Raw genomic sequence first — 19,049 nt, forward strand, 5'->3', positions numbered from 1 at the left:
TCAACTATTCTATACAACAGTTCTTATCCAAAATAGCCTCCAAAAAGTAAATGACATAATAGAAAGGCAATTACAGAAAGAATAATTCCTATTAGGAAGATCGTAAAAGAAGATCGTAAGAGTTTAAATTTTCTATTGATGGTTTTTCCTAAGTAATACGTGTCTTTGGCAATCGTCTTATAGAGCTCGTCACCTTGATTCATTAAATCCGAAATCTGATTGACATATGCTTCTTCTTCCATATCATGGAAGTTACCATAAAACATAAGGTTATTCGTGCTTCTACTTCCGTGTTTTTTTTCTGGTCGTGTTGCAATGACAGCATATCCTATCGATATAAGATTGGTCATCAAAATTAAGATAGCTGGATAAATCAAATGTGGATCTTTATCTAATTGGTCTAATACAGTTCCTAAAACAATAGATAAAATAAGCGCATTGATAGAGATCAAAATGTTTGATTTCCGATCAATCATAGCATTCAACGTATATTGATTTTTTGATAGTAATCTAAATAATGTTTCGACCCCTTTTTCAGGTCGAGGTTCAATTTTAGAGAGCTTCTTCTTAAGAGATTTTAGTTCGTCTTTATTGATATTTAGATCTGACATTAAGATTTTGTCTTTCTCTTTTTCAATTTCTTTTTTTGATGCTTCCATAAGACTATAGCTTAAATCGAATACCTGTTTTTATATATAGATTATTATCTTCAGATATTTCTGCAAGTGTATTTCTAGATCTATCTCTAAATTCTACCGAGTTACTCAGGATGTAACTACTATTGATATAATACTCAATATGATCGGTAAATTTATATTCATAGCGAAGTCCTCCTACAACGAGTTGTTGTCTAAATCTTCGCGCAATTTCTTGATTTTCTCCTACTTCAATACCGCGTTGTAAATTAGCTCTAAACCCATCTAGACGTGCTACTAATTTAAATCTGTGCTTTGAAGAAGCATGGTATTGTAAGTTTATTTTAGGTACTCCTACATTATAAGACCACTTAGGATGGAACTTGCGATAATAACTTATAAAAGGGAGTATAGGAAACCCTCCTTTTCCAGAAACAGAAACACCTAAGATAAGTCGGTATGGGATATCATTGTCTTTTTTATCTTTTATAAACACGGCATCTCCAGAAAGAATAGCATCTTCAAAAGAAAGATTACGTGCTTTTAAATTAGAACTAAATCCAGGTTGAATTCTTGCACCAAAACGCCAATCTTCATTCAATTTGAATGTGTACCCAATATTGAGATCAAACAATTGAAATTCATCAATTTCTCGAGGGTCAAAACTCACTAGAGATTCATCTACATTATAATCGATATAACTATAATCTAATCCAACAAACAAATAGGTGTCTTCTTTAAGCTCTATAGGAAAATTAACGAGTGCTCTAAATCTATTAAAAGAAGAACCATTGTCACTCCCTTCAGGAAGCCCTATATATTCTATTCGAGCAAGATCAGAGAGTTGCGCATATGTAAAACTACTGATGAGTAGAAAGATAAAAGATGCATTTTTAAACTGTTTCGGCATAGGGTATTATTTGTATAGTTTTTTTGCAAGAGTTCCAATACTCAATCCTTGACCAATAATAGAGAATAAAACAACTACATAGGTGATGTATACAATTAATTCACTAGATAAAGACTCATGAAGGCTTAATGCAAGTGCAATTGAAATGCCACCTCGTAAACCACCCCATGTTAAAATAGCTATTGTCTTTATCGGTTTTTCTTCTTCGTGTTTTAATAAAGAATACGGGACAAATACAGAAATAAATCTCGATAATAATACGATAATAATTGTAATAATACCAAGGATTAAATAATCTATATTAAATGCTAACAAATGAATAGCTAGTCCTATCAAAACAAACAAAATCCCATTAAAGACATCATCCAGAATTTCCCAAAACTCATTAAGAGACATCTGTAATTTGTTTTTATTTTCATTGATGTGTACTTTATTTCCAATAAATAATCCTGCTACCACCATCGCTAATGGTCCTGAGACATGAATCATAGAAGCAATCGTATATCCTCCCATTACCACCGCAAGACTAATCATAACGGCGAGATTAGAATTATCTTTCAGACTCTTTATAAGCTGTAAACCTAAAAAGCCAATGAGTAGTCCAAATAAAAGACCTCCTACAGCTTCTTCTAGAAATAAAGTGCCTATTTCTGCTCCAATTTCAGTTTGACTATGCTCGCCTGTTGCTGTAGCAATTAATAAAATTCCAGAAAATACAACCACTCCAATACCATCATTAAATAATGATTCACCTTCTATTTTGATCCCTAAGCTTTCTGCAATATTTGCCTTTTTTAAGATAGCCATCACTGCAATAGGATCTGTAGGAGATATTAAAGCTCCAAATAATAATGCATGAATAAATGGAAGCTCTAATCCTATTAACATAGCAACCCCAAAAACAAGCCCTCCAACAATAAACGTAGAGATAAGGACACCAATAGTTGCAAATAAGAGTACTGATTTTTTTTGCTCAGCAAGTGCGCCAAAATCAACATGTAAAGCCCCAGCAAATAGCATAAAACTTAAAATCCCATCTAGCAGTAGTGTTTTGAAATCTGCATTGACAATAATATCACAGAAAAACTTATAAAAAGCAGGAGCAATAGATTCACTTATAGTGATAATAATTACTAAACCTAAACTCAATAGTAATAACCCTATAGTAGAGGGAAGCTTTATCCATTTACTGTTGATGTAATTAAATAAAACGGCAATGGTAAAGATGATACTAAATGATTCGAACATGGCGTTGCTGTTTTTGTGCCGTAGTACGCTTTCGCGAAAGCGTACCAAGCATTAATATATTTTTGAAGGTAAATCGAGATCTTGTATATCTTCTGTTTTAATACGCAATTGATACCAATCTTGTATCTTAACTACATTTCCTGTGAGTATAGATGGCTTGCCTATATAAGGTAATATTTGCTCATTTATAGGATTACCTTCCGTATCTGTGAGTAAGTAATATTCAGCAATATTGTTTTTGTCTGTAGTTGCTAATACAGGTGGAATTCCTCCTGAAATACATAAGGTAGCACAACTTCTATGAATTTTACCTTTACCAGGTTTCATTACGCCAAAGTAGCATTTAGGATCAATAATCTCTCCCTTTAATTCCATTCCTGAAACTAGAGGTTCTGTTTTTGGAAGTCGACTTGGATTTGCTTTTTCAATCAGTGAGATTTTTTCATCACTTGTAATTTGAATAAGTGTCTTCCCATTGTAGTAGATGAGGTTTCCTTCTATACGTAATACACTCCCTGATAATGGACCTGCTTCATTTCTTATTTTTTGTAAAAATGGATTGGCGCTTGATTTTCCAAAGCCTAATAATAGGATGTTTTTGTATACATTTTCGTCAGTTTGAACACGTAACATAGGATACGGCATCTCATGATAAACCCCTGTTATTTTTGTATTTGTTGTTAGCTCAAATGTGCTGTTTTTGAACGTGTTTTGAGTAAGGGCAAATAGGAGAGCACCACCTACTAATAATAGTATTCCAAAGAGTACAAATGATTTGATTCCTTTTTTTGTTTTGGGAGATACCGTATCTAGATACCCAATGTAAAAATCGTCTTCTTCTTCTTTCATAACTTTTTGATTAAAATGTAACGGGTTCTATTTCGGTTCCTTCTGCCATAGCTTCAGGAAGTATATAGATGCGATTATTTTTATTTTTAATACGGTAGGTAGCTACTTTTTCTGTAAATGGTGGTGGCGATTGTCCATTATGAGGTAAGTATTGGTATCCATGCCAAGGGCACGTAATACAACCATCTACAATTTTACCTTCACCTAAAGGGCCTCCTTGGTGTTTACAAACATTTGAAATAGCTGAGAGCTTGTTGTCATATTTGAAAATAGCAACACGCTCATTTCCTACTACAAAAATCTTTGCTCTGTCTTCAGAGATTTCATCAATTTCACATACATATTCCCAGCCTTCTTCTTTCTCTGTAGTTTGAATACTATCTGTTTTAGATTCTTTAAAAGCAGTGGTGATATGTAAAGAGGTAATCGTTAAAAATCCGATTCCTAAAAATGCAATTACCATAATAGATGGTTGTTGCTGAAAGGCTCCTAAGAATACGTGAAGTATCACTAATATATACGCTACGTATACAAGCATATGTAATCGTTTCCATGTTTTTGGAGAGAGGTTTTTTAACCAGAAATCATGACTGGTAGCGGCCATTAGAAATAAAATAACCAATGCAAAAAAGCCTAATACTTGAAAAGGAAAATTAGCTAAAGAGGTATATTCCATATTAGACGTAAACAATGCATAAATGGGGTTTACATTTCCTAAGGCATGAAATTGAAATAACGAGAACCCACCATGAATAAGTGCCGCAATAAACATGCTCACTCCTAAATGTCTTCTATTATATAAGATGGGTAATAATCTAGGGTTTAATCTAGCTAAAGGACCAATACTTAAGATAATATGTAATAAGACAATAGCTAGCGTTCCAAAAGCTCTAATAATGAGTGTTTCCGGACTAGTTTCTCCATTAGTGAGAATAGTAATTCCAATAAAACTTACGAGATATAACAGCATCCCTATGGCAATCCATTTGTCGTATGTTTTCTTATGCTTATTCCAAAGCACAGGTTGATAATTTACTCCCATGATAGATCGATGTTATAGATGACACTCTTTTTTATTCCGTCGTATAGCTGGATCTTTTTCACTGTTTTTTCAATATCAAAAGTATACAAGCCTTTGTTATCTATGCTTCCTATAAATGTGCTTCGTTCTTGATTTTCATCGACGGTATATACACTTGTAGCGGCACTTTTTAATGGTTTTTTTATAACAATTTGTAACTTATTGACAGTTGCTAGTTCTTCTATACTTGCATATAACTGCGCGTTATTTTCAACAGGAACTGCTCCCTTCTGTGTTTTGGAGGTAATGATCTCATTATCAATTCCTAATGGTTCTTTTACACTGTTTATTGATAATACAATAAGTACGGCGCCTAGGAGACCTAAAACCATCCACATTATCTTGTGGGTTTTTCGTAATCCAGAAGTCATAGATTTGTTTTTGAAGGTTTTAGTAATCTTGATAATAGGAGAGGCCATAAGCCTATAGCTCCAGGTACCAGTAAAAGCCGCACGGTCCATTTACTGTCTTTGATAAGCGCATCTAGCTGTGCAGCGCCTCGTATAAAAAAATAAATTCCAAATACGAGGCCTATGGCTAGATAGATCAGAATGATGGTTGGAATAATCTGAACTAGTATATCCATATGTTTATATTAAAGTTGCATCTGTTATGATTTCTAATAAAGCGGGGCCATTATGCGCTCTTAGTTTTTCTAAAGCAGGGATGAGCTCTTCTCTTTTTGTGACTCTAATACCTAGAGCGCCACAGTTTTCTGCAAATTTTGAAAAATTTGCATTATGCAAAGAAGTTTTCCAAACATCTAATTCTGCTGCTTTTTGTTCTTTAGAAATTTTTCCAATTTCTGAATTATTAAGTAACACATGTTTGATGTTCATGTTATACTTAACAAGGGTCATCATTTCTCCTAGATATTGTCCAAATCCTCCATCTCCAGATACAGACCAGATAGGTCTTTCTTTCCCTTGTGCTGCCCAAGCGCCCATAGCTGCGGGTAAAGAGAATCCAATAGATCCTAAATACCCAGACATCAAGACCGATTGGTTTTTTGGCTCAAAGTAGCGTCCAAAAGAATAGGTGTTATTTCCTACATCTACTGCAATGACTGCATTGTCTGGAACTACTTGATTCATGGCTTCAAATACAGCTATAGAGCTTAACCCGATTGCACTTTCGTCTTCCAGTCTACTTTGTTTTTCTTCTTTCCAAATGGCCCAACGCTCAGCAATTTCAGGGCGTCTGTCTATGGTATTTAATTTTCCTTTAGTTTCTTCTTCAATAATGGTAAGTGTTTCAGATATTTCTCCCCATAGTGCAGCATCTACTTTATGGAATTTACTCAAGGCTGTAGGATCGTAATCTACTTGAATAATTGGTTTTTTAGGAGTAATTCCTGTGTGATTTGAGAACGAAGCGCCAAATACTATTAATAAATCACTTTCATTCATAAACCAAGAAGCGATAGGAGTACCACTTCTTCCTAGAACCCCACACCCTAATTCATGAGAATCGGCAATAAGACCTTTTCCTTTGAATGTAGTAATAACGGGGCAGTTTAACGTTTTCGCGAAAGCGGTAATAGCTTCCATATGAAAACGAGCTCCATGACCTACAATAATAGCAGGCTTTTCTGAAGCAGCTAGCATATCTACTGCCTTTGCTACCATTTGCCTTGGCGGCGAAATATTCATAGGTGTGATTCTATTCTCAGGAGTTTGAGCTTCTTCACCTTCTGTTTTTGGCATAAATGCCACTTCATCTGGGAAGGTGATATGTGATACATCTCTGTTGAGTAATGCACTTTTTATAGCAAGGCTCATTAACTCACTATGTTTAGAATTTTGCTGTACGCTATGGTTAAAATGTGCTACCGTTTGAAATGCACCTACAAGATCTACTTCCTGAAATGCTCCAGTACCTAATACTTGTGTATTTACTTGTCCAGACAGTGCTAATAGGGGAGCGCGGTCTACTTTTGCATCCCACATTCCTGTAAACATATTGGTAGATCCAGGTCCTGCAATTCCAAAACAAACAGCAGGTTTGCCCATTAATTTCCCATAAGCAGAGGCCGCAAAAGCGGCAGCTCCTTCATGGCGTATACCATAAAATTGGAACCTCCCTTTTTCTTCTTGTCGTCTCATGGCATCGGCGACGGCAAGATTAGAATGGCCTACCATTCCAAAACCAGTATCTACACCCCAATTTACCATGGTCTCTATCATGACATCAGAGATAGTCTCTTCATGTGTATCTTCTTCTTCAACAGCAACAAGAATGGCATCCCCTTCTTCTTTAACTTCAAATGTTTTCACCCCATCATCATAGCCTCCAGGAGGTAATCCTGTACATGGGTGAAAATCCCAACCATGCCAAGGACAGCGTAGCATTCCATTTTCAATAGACCCTTCTCCAAGCGGACCCCCTTGATGTGGGCATTTGTTATCCAATGCAGAAAACTTCCCGTCATAATGCGTCAAACAAATACCTTGATGACCAGCAGTTACTGTTTGAACACGCCCTTCTGGTAATACTTTTTTGTTTTCGAGAACTTTATACCATTTTTTAGTTGTTGCCATGCGTTTTATTTTTTGTTGAATTTTATTTTGAATTGATCTTGTCGGATACTTACGGCTCTATATGAGTATTTAATGAGCCAAAAAAGCCCTAGGAGTAGCATTATAATTCCTAGAATAATTACATATAATGCAAGTGCTGTTTCTATATCTAATTTTAAGCTAATACCTCCAATGAGTGCTGCGGTTACAAGACAGGAAATAGCAATGTAAAAGAGCACCATAGCTCTATTCAATAATTTTAATTGAATTAGTTTCTTATTGATAATCACATCATTTTCATCAGTATTATGGATAAGTGTATTGATCTCTGTAGATAATGTGACCATTAAATTTGAGGTAGATAGAATTAATAATCCTATACCTGGAATAATTGTGATAGGGATATACCAGTTGTCCATATGATTTTTGTTTTAATATGCTGTTAAGCAATCTATAAAGCGATACAGTACTACTTTTTAAACTGATGTATAGTTTCTTGAAAGAACTGGACAGTTTCAGATTCTACTAGGTTTGTAGCAGGGAGAATAGCTCCGGTAAAACCTTGATCTACCCATTTTCCTAAACTCAAATCACTAGAAGAAGAAGGAAGTATTGCTTTGCCATCTTTATAGCCGCTGATATAAAAATAATGTTCGTCAGAAAGTGTATCAGGAATTGCCATTCCTATTCCAATAGAAATACCAGTGTCATTTAATGGTGCATAGGCTCCCGTATCAAAATGGTGAGGCCATATACGTATAGGCGAATCCAGATGATGTGTTTCTACAATACTTTCTAGGGTATACTCTGCAAGAATCCTTAAGTTACATAGATGCTCTAATGCAGCAGCATCAGTTAATTTATACTGATAGGCATCATTAATTGTATATGGTAATTCATAATGAAACTCATATACATATTCCTTTCCAAGATGTTTTTGAGAACATTCTTGTAACCATTGTAATATCTCATTATGTGTTTTCCCGTCAAGGGAAAGTGAAATCATGCCATTTTTAGAGATCCATTCTAAAGAAAACCGTCTATAGTTTAATGCTAACCTGTCTCCAGAAGGAGACAAATCATAGGTTTCCATTTTCATGGTATCTGTATCAAAGCCTACATTGGTATGACTATCGTCTGCTTTCTTTTCTAGAAAGCTCATGTTTGCAGCAGCTAAATATTGAGATGCTAGGTGTAATTGATCTTTCATTGATTTAAATTCCGGCATAGTTAATTCCTGTTAGTTTGTGCATATCTCTGTTAAATGTGGATAGATCATCATGATTAAACTTACTGATATCATCATATCCACATGCTCTCGCTACTACTTTAATCAAGTTGTTTGTAGCATCAAAATAGTTGTGTAATTGCTTAGCAGAGCTATCAATAATTAAACGACTACGTAATGATTCTTTTTGGGTAGCAATTCCTACAGGACAGTTGTTACTACCACAAGCACGCATTCCTAAGCATCCTATGGCTTGCAATGCCGAGTTAGATACGGCAATAGCATCGGCTCCTAACATTAACGCTTTCGCGAAATCTTCTGCAACACGCAATCCTCCTGTAATGATAAGCGTCACATCTGTCGCACCTACTTTATCTAAATATTTTCTAGCTCTTGCCAAAGCAGGAATTGTTGGAACATTGATATGATCTCTTAAGATAGTAGGAGCAGACCCTGTACCGCCACCGCGACCATCAAGTATAATATAGTCTACACCTACATCTAGTGCAAACTGAATGTCTTTTTCTATATGACTAGCAGCGAGTTTAAATCCAATGGGGATTCCGCCAGTGCGTTCTCTTACTTGGGTGGCAAAGGCTTTAAAATCTTCTACCCCATGAAAATCTGGAAAGGTTGCTGGAGAAATAGCTGTTTCGCCTTCATTAAGACCACGTACTTCTGCAATTTCTTTACTTACTTTGGCGCCAGGAAGATGACCTCCTGTTCCTGTTTTGGCTCCTTGGCCACCTTTAAAATGAAAGGCTTGAACGTTATCAAGCTTGTCCCATGAAAACCCAAATTTCGCGGAAGCGAGTTCATAAAAATATTTAGAATTATTGGCTTGCTCTTCAGGAAGCATTCCTCCTTCTCCAGAACAGATTCCTGTTCCTGCTAACTCGGCTCCTTTAGATAAAGCAATTTTTGCTTCACGAGATAGTGCTCCAAAACTCATATCACTTACAAACAATGGAATGTCTAAATGGAGTGGTTTTTTTGCTTTTTTACCGATCACTACTTTGGTCGCTACATCATCTTCATCGAGTAAAGGGCGTGATGCTAATTGTGCAGGTAAAAACTGAATATCATTCCATTTAGGAAGAGTATTTCTATCTACTCCCATAGATGCAGAAAATCCGTGATGCCCAATATTTTTCAATCCGTTTTGAGCCAGTTCTTTAATATAGGTGGTATAAGGTTCTGTCTCTTCAGGATGCGTATCTGCATAGGCTCCTAGGTATTGATCGCGATTAAAAGGCTGTGGGTGATTTACTAAGTATGCATCTATTTCAAACTCGTCTACAAGTAAATCGTCTCCATCAATTTTTGTAGAAAATTTATGTAAAACCTCTTTATTGTTATATTCCGAAACGCCAGAATCTACACGGTAATCCCAGCCATGAACTCCACATATAAGATTATGGCCATCTACATGACCGTCTGACATTAAGGCGCCTCTATGAAGACAGCGACCGTATAATACCGAAATATCATCATCAAATTTTACAATTACTAAATCAAGTCCGTTTACGAGTGCATGCTCAGGTTTTTTGTTTTCTAATTGAGAAATTTTTGCAATAGAAATTGGTTTTTTCATAGGTTTTAGTACTGTTGTTAGTTAAAATATATGTTTAAAATGCAAACCCTAGTACGAATACAATTCGCCCTCCGTCATTACTTCCGTAATATCCTACGTTTGCTGTAAATGTGTCAAGACCACTAATCCAGAAAGATCCTCCAGCGCTCGTGTTTATGGTACTAGATTCATCAATGATAGCAGCAGCTTCATTGCCTTCCCATACTCTTCCGTAATCAAAACCACCCGTAATTCCATAATTTAAAGGGATAAAACTACTTTTGAATTTTCCTAGTTTTAAACGTAGGTCTGTGTTTTGATAAAAAGCGTATTTACCAATAAAACGCTCATTTCTAAAACCTCTTAAACTATGATTACCTCCTAAAGTAGCTCCGTGGAAGAATTCAAAGTTATCGCCTAGTATGGCTTCTCCTCCTATTTTTGTAGCAAATACGAGATTGCCGCTTTTAGAAATTTTATAGTCAAAGGCAAAATGGGATTCTACATATCCGAATTTATTGTCGCTATTACCTCCGTCAATATTGGTTTTATATCCTGCTGTGATTTCTGTATCTAATCCATAAGTAGGGAAGGCAGCGTTATCCTTGTTTTTAAAACCATAAGAGACTTCTGCTCCTGCATAAGTTTGGTTTTCAAAAGTGAGTGCATTTATTCCTGCTAGATCATCTGTAGCAATAAAACGATCTGCGGTATTTGCTACTTCAAAAGATTCTATGTGAGGTTTGATTTCAAAATATCCGCCATTATCTCCTCTTCTTATGAGGGATATGGCTCCTCTTAATTGACGTATACGTACACGGTTAAAATCTAGTTCTACTTCATTTCTGTCATATTCTGTATCATTACCAAATCCAAAGAAGTTCTGAGCAAAATTAGGGCTGTTGTATTTGAATTCAACACCGAAATTCCAATTATGAAATATGTTTGCAAATTCTCCACTATAGCTTACATCATATCCTGAATTTCCAGAATAGTAAGATGCGGTTATAATGTGTTTTGAAGTGAATGGATTGCTTTGTAAACCGTGAGTGGTAAATGTATTTGTAAACCCTATTCTAAGTCCATCATCTGGGTTTGCTCCAATAATAGGTAGTAACTGATTTACATTTTCTTTTCTTTTTTTGTAATCATAGTTATTGATTTCATAGTCGTCTACTAGCCATTTTTTTGATCGTTTATTTACGATGGTATTCTCTTTATTTTTATAATCGTAAATCTTTATCTTTTTTGTGTTTTTAAAATCATAGGTGTCATTTTTCTTACCACCAATTACTTTAATTTTAATAAGATGATCTCCTTCTCCTGTAACATTAAAAGTATCTTTTCCTTCAAGGCCATAAATCCAGATCTCTTTTGTTTCGGATGCGTTAAATGTACGTTCAAAAAGACCATTGTCTTTACGCATAATGGCTACGTGTGTTTGTCCATTAGGAAGTCTTTTTATATTAAAAACATCACTTTTTTGAGTTCCAATTAATACAGCATGCTTGTTTACATAATCAAAATAAGATTTTGCAATGGTTAAGAGATTGCCTCGTCTTCCTTTTAATTTTGATTTAATTTCTTCTATGGTTTCCCCCTTCATTTCTTCAGGAAGATTTTCAAAGGCTTTTGCTATGATTTCATCTGTAACGTTATCTTGAATATATTTGGCTTCTTTTTCCCAAGCAGCCCAATCTGATTTATTGATAAATGATTCGTCTAAAGGGTAGGGTTCAAAGCTAAACCATCTTGGACTTTTTAGTTCATCGTCAAAAGATTGCATCATTCGTAAAGCTGGTACTGCTACACGTAAAAATCCAAAAATACTTCCATCAAATACAGAGAAAGCCTGATCTCTATCTCTTGGAATAGGTTTGTATGTTTTTTTACCATCTTCTTTAAATACAGCCCATCGCCATTGATCTTCGTGACGATCCCAATCGCCAATAAGCATATCAAAAAGACGTGCTCTGATATAAGAAGATTCATCTACAGCAGATTTACCATTTTTATGAATTTCTTGAAGTACGTCTGCGGTACTTACAATATCTTCAGGATATCCAAAGCTTTTAGCATCTTTATGTCCAGATTCTACACGTTCTTCTAGTAAATATAATTCGTCACCATATTCATCATTGTATTCTCCTAAGGCTTCTTGTTTAGGAATGTAATATAAATTGGGATTGGTATGATATACCTTTGCAGCATCTGCCAAATCTCCTATTGTAGTAGCAGTATAAGGATGTGCTGCGGTATAAAAATCTAACACAAAACGATCTGCAAAACTGCCTTCAAGCTCTTCTTCTACGTAGGTTTCTTTAAAAGCAGTTGCTTGTAAGAACTTGGTGGCACTTTTACGTAACGCACGCATCACATATTGCTTACCATCTTTGTCTTCTAGTCGTAGTGATTTAGATTGGTGTCCGCCGCCACGTCTTACAGGAGTAAGCCCCCCTAATAGAGTGTCTATAAATGCAACGGGAGCTTCTACTTCTTTGCTGTAAAATTCGCGATAGCGTTTTCCCCAAAGCCCTTTGTAGAGTTTGCTTTTCTCAGTTTCTTCACTAGCATATACAGCAGCCTTTTTAGTTTCTGGGTAGGTGTTTTTAGGTTCAAAAGAAATGGAAGATGTCTGTTGTGTATTTTCGAAAAGTGTTGTTGTAAATAACACGCTATTTTCATTTTTGAAATGTACAGAAAGGCTACCATCCGTATGGATATCAAGACGTGCGTATCCTTTTTCGCTTGAAGCGAAATCGCCACTATTTTTAATTACCTTTTTAACATTTTGAGTGTCTCCAGAAGCGCCGCTTATAATCTGTGGCACGCCAAAATCATTGATATATTGCAGGTTTTTATCACTTCCAGAAACAAATACAATCTTATCGTTTTCTTGAGCGATAGTGAGTAATCTATTGCGTAAACTCCTGTATTGCGTATGCTGAAAATCTTCTTGAGAAAAACCACCTGTTCTTGCAAAAAATCCAGTTTTAGATAATGAGAGCATTGGGTGATGAATGGCAATGATCTTTGTTTTTGCTTGCGCCTTTTTCAAAATGCTTTCAAACTCTAAAAAGAAATCATTTCTGTTTTTGATATCACAATCTTCATTGAGATACGTTTGTTTATCCCAATCTTCTAGATACCATTGAGAATCTATAGTGATAAGGATTGCATTATCAGTAAGGTTTGTCTTTTTGATAGGACATCCTTTATCTGGGTAAAACTTGGCATCGCTATTTTTTTGGATATACTTTTCAAAAGCTTTTACACCTTTATAACCATTAAATTCCCATTCATTATGCCCAGATGTAAAGATGACATTCTTTTTTAATGAAGAGACAATATTGAGTTGATCATCTACTACAGATATTGCAGTATCATCAAATCCATTTTCAGGAGTTGTATTCCCCAATAAGAGCAGCTTAGAGTTTTCAGAAGCGTCTTCTACAATGGTGCGTAGTGTATTTATTCCTTCTGTTGTATTTGTATTTCCGGTAATGTATACAGAGATTTCTTTTTCTTGTCCATATGTATACGATGTTATGCAAAGTATAAGAACAAAGAAGGCTTTGTAAATATGGTTTTTAGAATTAATCATTTGCGAGTTTATGTTTGATAGTGGTTAATTTTTAAAATAGTTCTCCTTGCAGAAGCATAGTAGGAATACCTCTGAAAATGAAATTTATAATAATATGTTATTAGTTATTGATGGTTAAGGGGAAACGAATCATCAATAAAATTTATCCTTAATATATGATTCTACATCTAGGGCATTTTCAGCCAATAATGGTACTTTATAATTTGATCCTATTAAGATACTATAATTTGTTTTGATGCTTCTTTTTTAGTTGTTGTATACTAATAATAGCTTCTTCGGCGTATGTACTTTATAGAGGAGATTGTGTCTAATAAAATAAAATAGAAAACTACTGATAGTTAATAGAGTGACAATTTGTAAGTAATTTAAAGATACAAATTTGGTAAATTCAGAATTGTCAGAATTTCCTAAAATATATAATAAGTACTGTGTTGGGTATTTGCTTGAGAGCACAAGAATAAATCCAATAAGGCATAAGTAGCCTAGTGTTTTATGTAGCTTCATGATTTGATTAGTTGTTGTTGTTGCATCTGTCGAAGTGTTCTAAAATTCCTTTCACAAAAAATTTAAAATATTCAAAAAACATCATGATACATAGTGCTATTTAGATGTTTATGAATCATTTATTTCTTAAGTTTTATAATAAATTTTGTGTCATATTGAATATCTCCATCCTTGCGCATTGAGCTTAATACATTACTTACCGTCTGTCGCGATGTATTTGTAAGTCCAGCAATATCTTTGTGTGTAAGTAGATTTTTTGCGACTAGATTACCTTCTTCATTCGGTGTTCCAAACTCACTTACATAATCTGCTATAAATTCTTTAATTCTCACATGACTATCCTTATATAAAAGATCGTGTAATTTCCGCTCTAAGCGCTTTATACGTGTGCCATATATTTTTAAAACACCATTTTTAAGTGATTTGTGTTTTTGCATTAAAGCCTCCATTTGCCCTGATTCAATATAACATATCACGCAATCTTCAAGTGCATATGCAACTTCTTCAGAAGCCATTTCTTCATCATATAGTGAGAGTTCTCCAAATATATTACCACGTTTTGCAACATATTTTACTGTATGGGTATTCTTATCTACAATTTTTACGACTCCTTTTTTTAGAAAGAAAATACATTTTTTATCGACGCTTTGAAGATTAATAACAGAGCCTTTATCTATATTATCCATTTCCAGAATTTCACAAATGGACATCATCGTGACAATGCCTAATTTTCTAAAGAGATTAAATTCTTCTAAAAACCAATACTTAGTAAGTGTTTTCAATAATTTAAAATATTATGGTTGCTCAAAAATAAATAAATGCGTCTTTAGGAAATAGTTTTAAAAAAATAGAAGTTACTACAGACGACACTTATGGTATATTTTTTTTTGAGTTAATTGATTTTTAGTGTACGTATCATCTTTTTTGCAGTAGATATAATCCCAATTTTATTTTCCAATAAGGAACTTGCTCTTCGAAGTGCATAAAGTATGATTTTAGACTAGAAGCATCTTCAATCTCTTCTTGTGCTTTCTCAATTTGCGCTATTTCTTGTGTCGTTATAAATTGATCAAAATCTATATGCATACCGCCTTCATATAATTTTAAAACATGATTAAATATAGATCCCGTGGTTAAATTTCGTGCTTCTGCAATTTCTTCTATAGAGAGTCCTTCCTCAATGTAAACTCTCGTTTCTTCATGGGTTTTACCTATTTTGGTTTTTTTAGGTTTTTTAGTGTGTGCTTTAATGACATTGAGAAAATCAGTAGCATATCGTTCTAATTTTGCTTGTCCTACACCACTTATTTGAAGAAACTCAGCTTCTGTAGTTGGTTCTTGATCTTCCATGTCCTTTAGACTAGCATCACTAAAAATGATATATGCAGGCACATTTTCATCTCGTGCTAATTCATTACGTAACTCACGAAGCTTTTCAAATAAAGTTCCTTTTGGTTTTTTAGGTTTTCGTTCTTTAGGAATTTCAACGATGGGTTGCACTAGGTTAGCCAATTGTACCTTTTTACCCTTAAATAACACTTCTTTAGCTAGAGATGTGAGGAGGAGTCTTCCGCTTTCGCGAAAGCGTATTTCTAATAACCCCTGATTAATCATTTGAATGATATACTGTTGTAAATCTTTCCAGGCAATATCTTTAGCTGCACCAAATGTTTTAATATGTTGATATCCCTTATCGTATACCGAAGCATTATGAGCTCCTCTTAGTACATCTATAACCATACCCAAGGCTTCTTGCTCTTTTAATCGAGTCACACCAGATAGTACTTTTTGGGCAATGGTCGTACCATCAAAATACTCAGGATTATTTTTACAGATATCACAATTACCACAGTCTTCTATTAAAAACTCACCAAAGTAATTGAGCAGTACTTTTCTGCGACAGCTTAAAGCTTCTGCATACTGTTGCATTCGTTCTAGCTTTGCAGTTTGATATTCAATATTAGCGCTGTTTTCTATAAACTTGCGTAATTGTATAGTATCTGCATAGCTATAAAAAAGCAACGTATGAGATGGAATCCCATCTCTACCTGCACGACCGATTTCTTGATAATAGCCTTCTATATTTTTAGGCATATTGTAATGTATTACCCAGCGTACATTACTTTTATCGATTCCCATTCCAAAGGCTATTGTAGCAACAATGATAGGCGTTTTGTCATTGATAAAATCTTCTTGAATTTTTGCACGTTCTTTTGCATCAAGGCCTGCATGATATGCTTTTGCTGTATGGTCTGCATCTCTTAATTTTTGCGCGAGTTGTTCTGTGCTTTTTCTACTTAAGCAATAAACAATACCACTCTCAAAAGGATGATTGTCTAGAAAGGCAAGGATTTGCTGTATTCTATTTTGTCCAGGTCGTACATCTAGAAATAAATTGGGTCTGTCAAAAGATGCTACGTAGCGTTTTGCTTTTGGGATGGAAAGCTGTTCTGCAATATCATCTTGCGTTGAGACATCTGCGGTTGCTGTAAGAGCGACCAAAGGCGTTTCAGGGTATCTTTTTTTAAGATATCCTAATTGAGTATATGCAGGTCTAAAATCATGCCCCCAAGAAGAGATGCAATGTGCTTCATCTACAGCAATGAGGTTTACTTGTATTTCTTGTAATAAGGTGTCTAGTAATGATAAACTTTCTGGAGCTACATAGATAAGGTCAAGGTGTCCTTCTCGCAAATCATGAGTAACTTTTTCAATTTCTTCTGGAGCTTGTGTGCTATTGTAGTATGCCGCTCTGATACCATTTGCTTTTAAGGCATCTACTTGGTCTTTCATTAATGCTATGAGCGGTGAAATTACAAGGGCAGTGCCAGATAATGCAAGAGAAGGAAGCTGAAAACACATAGATTTTCCACCTCCAGTAGGCATAATTACTAACGTGTCTTTTCCTGAAATGATATCTTGAATGATATCGAGTTGGTTTTCACGAAAGTGATCATACCCAAAATGGGTTTTAAGTAGCTTGTGTAGATTATCTTTCTCTGGAGTCATAGGCAAAGTGCAAGCTACTAAATATGCAGTGTAATCAAAGTGATTCTATAGATAAAAAATGATTTTATATAACAACCATTTTTTTAATAAAAGTTGTTGTGTTATTATTTATTGATATAAAATAAACGCCTCCGGCCATATTTGAAATATCAATAGTGTGATCCCGACTAGGACTGTCAAAGCGTTGTGTTTTGACTACTTTTCCTTGCATGTCAATAATAGAAATAGTGATTTCTTGTTGGTTTTCAGGATAGGTAAAATGGATATTGTTTTTTGCTGGGTTTGGATAAAGTGTAATGTCATTTACTGTAAATTCATCAATGCGTAAAGGGTTAGATCCTTCAACGATATGAATAGTTTGATTAACGTCGATATCTTCAATGCGATCTATCATGCCACTTAACCAAGTAACTTCAATGTAATCAATATTGGTAGCGTTACCCATGCCAAACAACTCAGCGTCACTATTCTGATTCATATATCCCTCTCCACAGAGTGTATATCCATAATATACGTTATCTCCAGCACCTACTTTAATTTTTGAACCTACGCCCATTTTATTGCTTGTAGTCCCTTCTAGTGTTACTTTAACCCAATTGTTATCTGTAGTCGTTGTGTTATTCCAAAGGGAGATAGGGGCATTATTTGCATTAATGACAACAATGTCTTGTAAACCATCGTTCTGAATATCTCCTATAGCATTTGAATAACTTATAAAATTATCTTCTTCGATACCAGTGCCTGTGCTTACTGTATAATTACCTGTCCCATCATTAAGATATAGCGTTGCAGAAGGTCTGCCATCTTCACCATCTACACTACCACTTACATATAGATCTTTATAGGTATTATTGCTTGTGTCTATGCATACGGTTCCCCATCCTATACTATCAAAGCGAGTACCATTTTCTAAAGCTACGTTACTAAATGTGCCATCCCCATTATTTAGTAAATAAGCATTCCCAACAGTAACATCTTCTTCAAAAGGAGGATAAAAATTAGTTACATAAATATCTAACCATCCATCATTATTAAAATCATCTATGGTGGTAGACATCGCACTCATATACAAATCTGTACCACTTTCGATGCTTACATCTGTAAATGTTCCATCACCGTTATTTCTATATAAGGTATTAGGTGTGATGCATTTATCATTAGCAGTGTAAATATCTTGGTCTCCATCATTATCATAATCAAAAAAGGAAGAACAAAATGTAATATAACCTGCTGCATCTATTCCAGCACTTGTTGTTGTGTCTGTAAATGTGCCATCTCCGTTACCTTGAAACAATAAATTGCCTTGTATTTGATCGGCATCTCTTATACTTATAAAGACATCTAAAATGCCATCATTGTTATAATCTCCCCAAGAAGAACCCCAATATGGAATATCTGTGTCTGGTAATCCTGAAGTGTCTGTTATATTAGTAAATGTATTATTTCCTTCATTTCTATAAAGCCATATATACCCAAGATCACTTGTGGCAAAAAAATCATGATCTCCGTCATTATCGATATCTACCCATATAGCATGTCTAGCTTGAATATTATTACCAGTGATGCCTAGATCTACAGCTTGAAAATTGCCGTTTACATTTTTAAAGAATTGAAAATCATGAATTGCAGAGGCAGGAATCGTGATATCATCCCATCCATCTTGATCAAAATCAAAGAAAGAAATACTGGGGCCTAATACACTTGAACCATATATCGTCTCTTCATCAAAAAGTATAGATTCATCATTCCTAAATTCAATCTGACCAAACGTTTGATGTGCTATAAGAATAAAAAAGAATAGTAATCTCCTCATGTGAAAGCAATTTTAGTATCTCAAAGTACTAAAACTTTTTTAAAAAATTGAGAAGAGAAGTCTAAGAAAAAACAAC

15 protein-coding genes are annotated in these 19,049 nt (G+C 34.8%); all 15 read right to left on the minus strand.

Going from position 1 to position 19,049, the window contains the following annotated elements; translation table 11 throughout:
• Positions 1-23 precede the first annotated feature (23 nt).
• Entirely contained in the window at positions 24-659 is a 636-nt protein-coding gene (locus CHB80_RS07030; RefSeq protein ID WP_089370684.1) for a Pycsar system effector family protein, read from the minus strand.
• Positions 660-663: 4 nt separating this feature from the next.
• The gene (locus CHB80_RS07035) at positions 664-1,545 is read right to left on the minus strand and encodes a DUF6268 family outer membrane beta-barrel protein (RefSeq protein WP_089370685.1); all 882 of its coding nucleotides are present in this window, start codon (positions 1,543-1,545) and stop codon (positions 664-666) included.
• Positions 1,546-1,551: 6 nt separating this feature from the next.
• Positions 1,552-2,793, minus strand: a complete 1,242-nt coding sequence (locus CHB80_RS07040; RefSeq protein ID WP_089370686.1) for a cation:proton antiporter — start codon at positions 2,791-2,793, stop codon at positions 1,552-1,554.
• Between the two features lie 51 nt (positions 2,794-2,844).
• Entirely contained in the window at positions 2,845-3,642 is a 798-nt protein-coding gene (locus CHB80_RS07045) for a hypothetical protein (protein WP_089370687.1), read from the minus strand.
• Between the two features lie 10 nt (positions 3,643-3,652).
• On the minus strand, positions 3,653-4,684 hold the full coding sequence (locus CHB80_RS07050) for a Rieske 2Fe-2S domain-containing protein (RefSeq protein WP_089370688.1): 1,032 nt from the start codon (positions 4,682-4,684) through the stop codon (positions 3,653-3,655).
• Positions 4,675-5,094, minus strand: coding sequence for a hypothetical protein (locus tag CHB80_RS07055; protein WP_089370689.1), 420 nt, complete (start codon positions 5,092-5,094; stop codon positions 4,675-4,677). Before CHB80_RS07055 ends, CHB80_RS07050 begins: the two co-directional genes overlap by 10 nt.
• Positions 5,091-5,309, minus strand: a complete 219-nt coding sequence (locus CHB80_RS07060) for a hypothetical protein (RefSeq protein ID WP_089370690.1) — start codon at positions 5,307-5,309, stop codon at positions 5,091-5,093. Before CHB80_RS07060 ends, CHB80_RS07055 begins: the two co-directional genes overlap by 4 nt.
• 4 nt (positions 5,310-5,313) lie before the next feature.
• On the minus strand, positions 5,314-7,263 hold the full coding sequence (locus CHB80_RS07065; protein WP_089370691.1) for a thiamine pyrophosphate-dependent enzyme: 1,950 nt from the start codon (positions 7,261-7,263) through the stop codon (positions 5,314-5,316).
• A gap of 5 nt (positions 7,264-7,268) precedes the next feature.
• Entirely contained in the window at positions 7,269-7,661 is a 393-nt protein-coding gene (locus CHB80_RS07070) for a hypothetical protein (RefSeq protein ID WP_089370692.1), read from the minus strand.
• A gap of 50 nt (positions 7,662-7,711) precedes the next feature.
• On the minus strand, positions 7,712-8,452 hold the full coding sequence (locus tag CHB80_RS07075; protein WP_143337063.1) for a hypothetical protein: 741 nt from the start codon (positions 8,450-8,452) through the stop codon (positions 7,712-7,714).
• A 4-nt stretch (positions 8,453-8,456) separates the two neighbouring features.
• Positions 8,457-10,064: a glutamate synthase-related protein gene (locus CHB80_RS07080; RefSeq protein ID WP_089370694.1), complete on the minus strand. Its 1,608-nt coding sequence runs from the start codon at positions 10,062-10,064 to the stop codon at positions 8,457-8,459.
• A 34-nt stretch (positions 10,065-10,098) separates the two neighbouring features.
• Positions 10,099-13,647 (minus strand): metallophosphoesterase family protein, encoded by a 3,549-nt coding sequence (locus CHB80_RS07085; RefSeq protein WP_089370695.1) that lies wholly within the window; start codon positions 13,645-13,647, stop codon positions 10,099-10,101.
• A gap of 623 nt (positions 13,648-14,270) precedes the next feature.
• Positions 14,271-14,933, minus strand: a complete 663-nt coding sequence (locus CHB80_RS07090) for a Crp/Fnr family transcriptional regulator (protein ID WP_089370696.1) — start codon at positions 14,931-14,933, stop codon at positions 14,271-14,273.
• A 133-nt stretch (positions 14,934-15,066) separates the two neighbouring features.
• The gene (gene recQ, locus CHB80_RS07095) at positions 15,067-17,160 is read right to left on the minus strand and encodes a DNA helicase RecQ (RefSeq protein WP_089370697.1); all 2,094 of its coding nucleotides are present in this window, start codon (positions 17,158-17,160) and stop codon (positions 15,067-15,069) included.
• Positions 17,161-17,224: 64 nt separating this feature from the next.
• Entirely contained in the window at positions 17,225-18,973 is a 1,749-nt protein-coding gene (locus CHB80_RS07100; protein WP_089370698.1) for an FG-GAP-like repeat-containing protein, read from the minus strand.
• Positions 18,974-19,049 lie beyond the last annotated feature (76 nt).

This window comes from Dokdonia pacifica (assembly GCF_900188275.1).
GTDB classification, from domain to species: domain Bacteria; phylum Bacteroidota; class Bacteroidia; order Flavobacteriales; family Flavobacteriaceae; genus Dokdonia; species Dokdonia pacifica.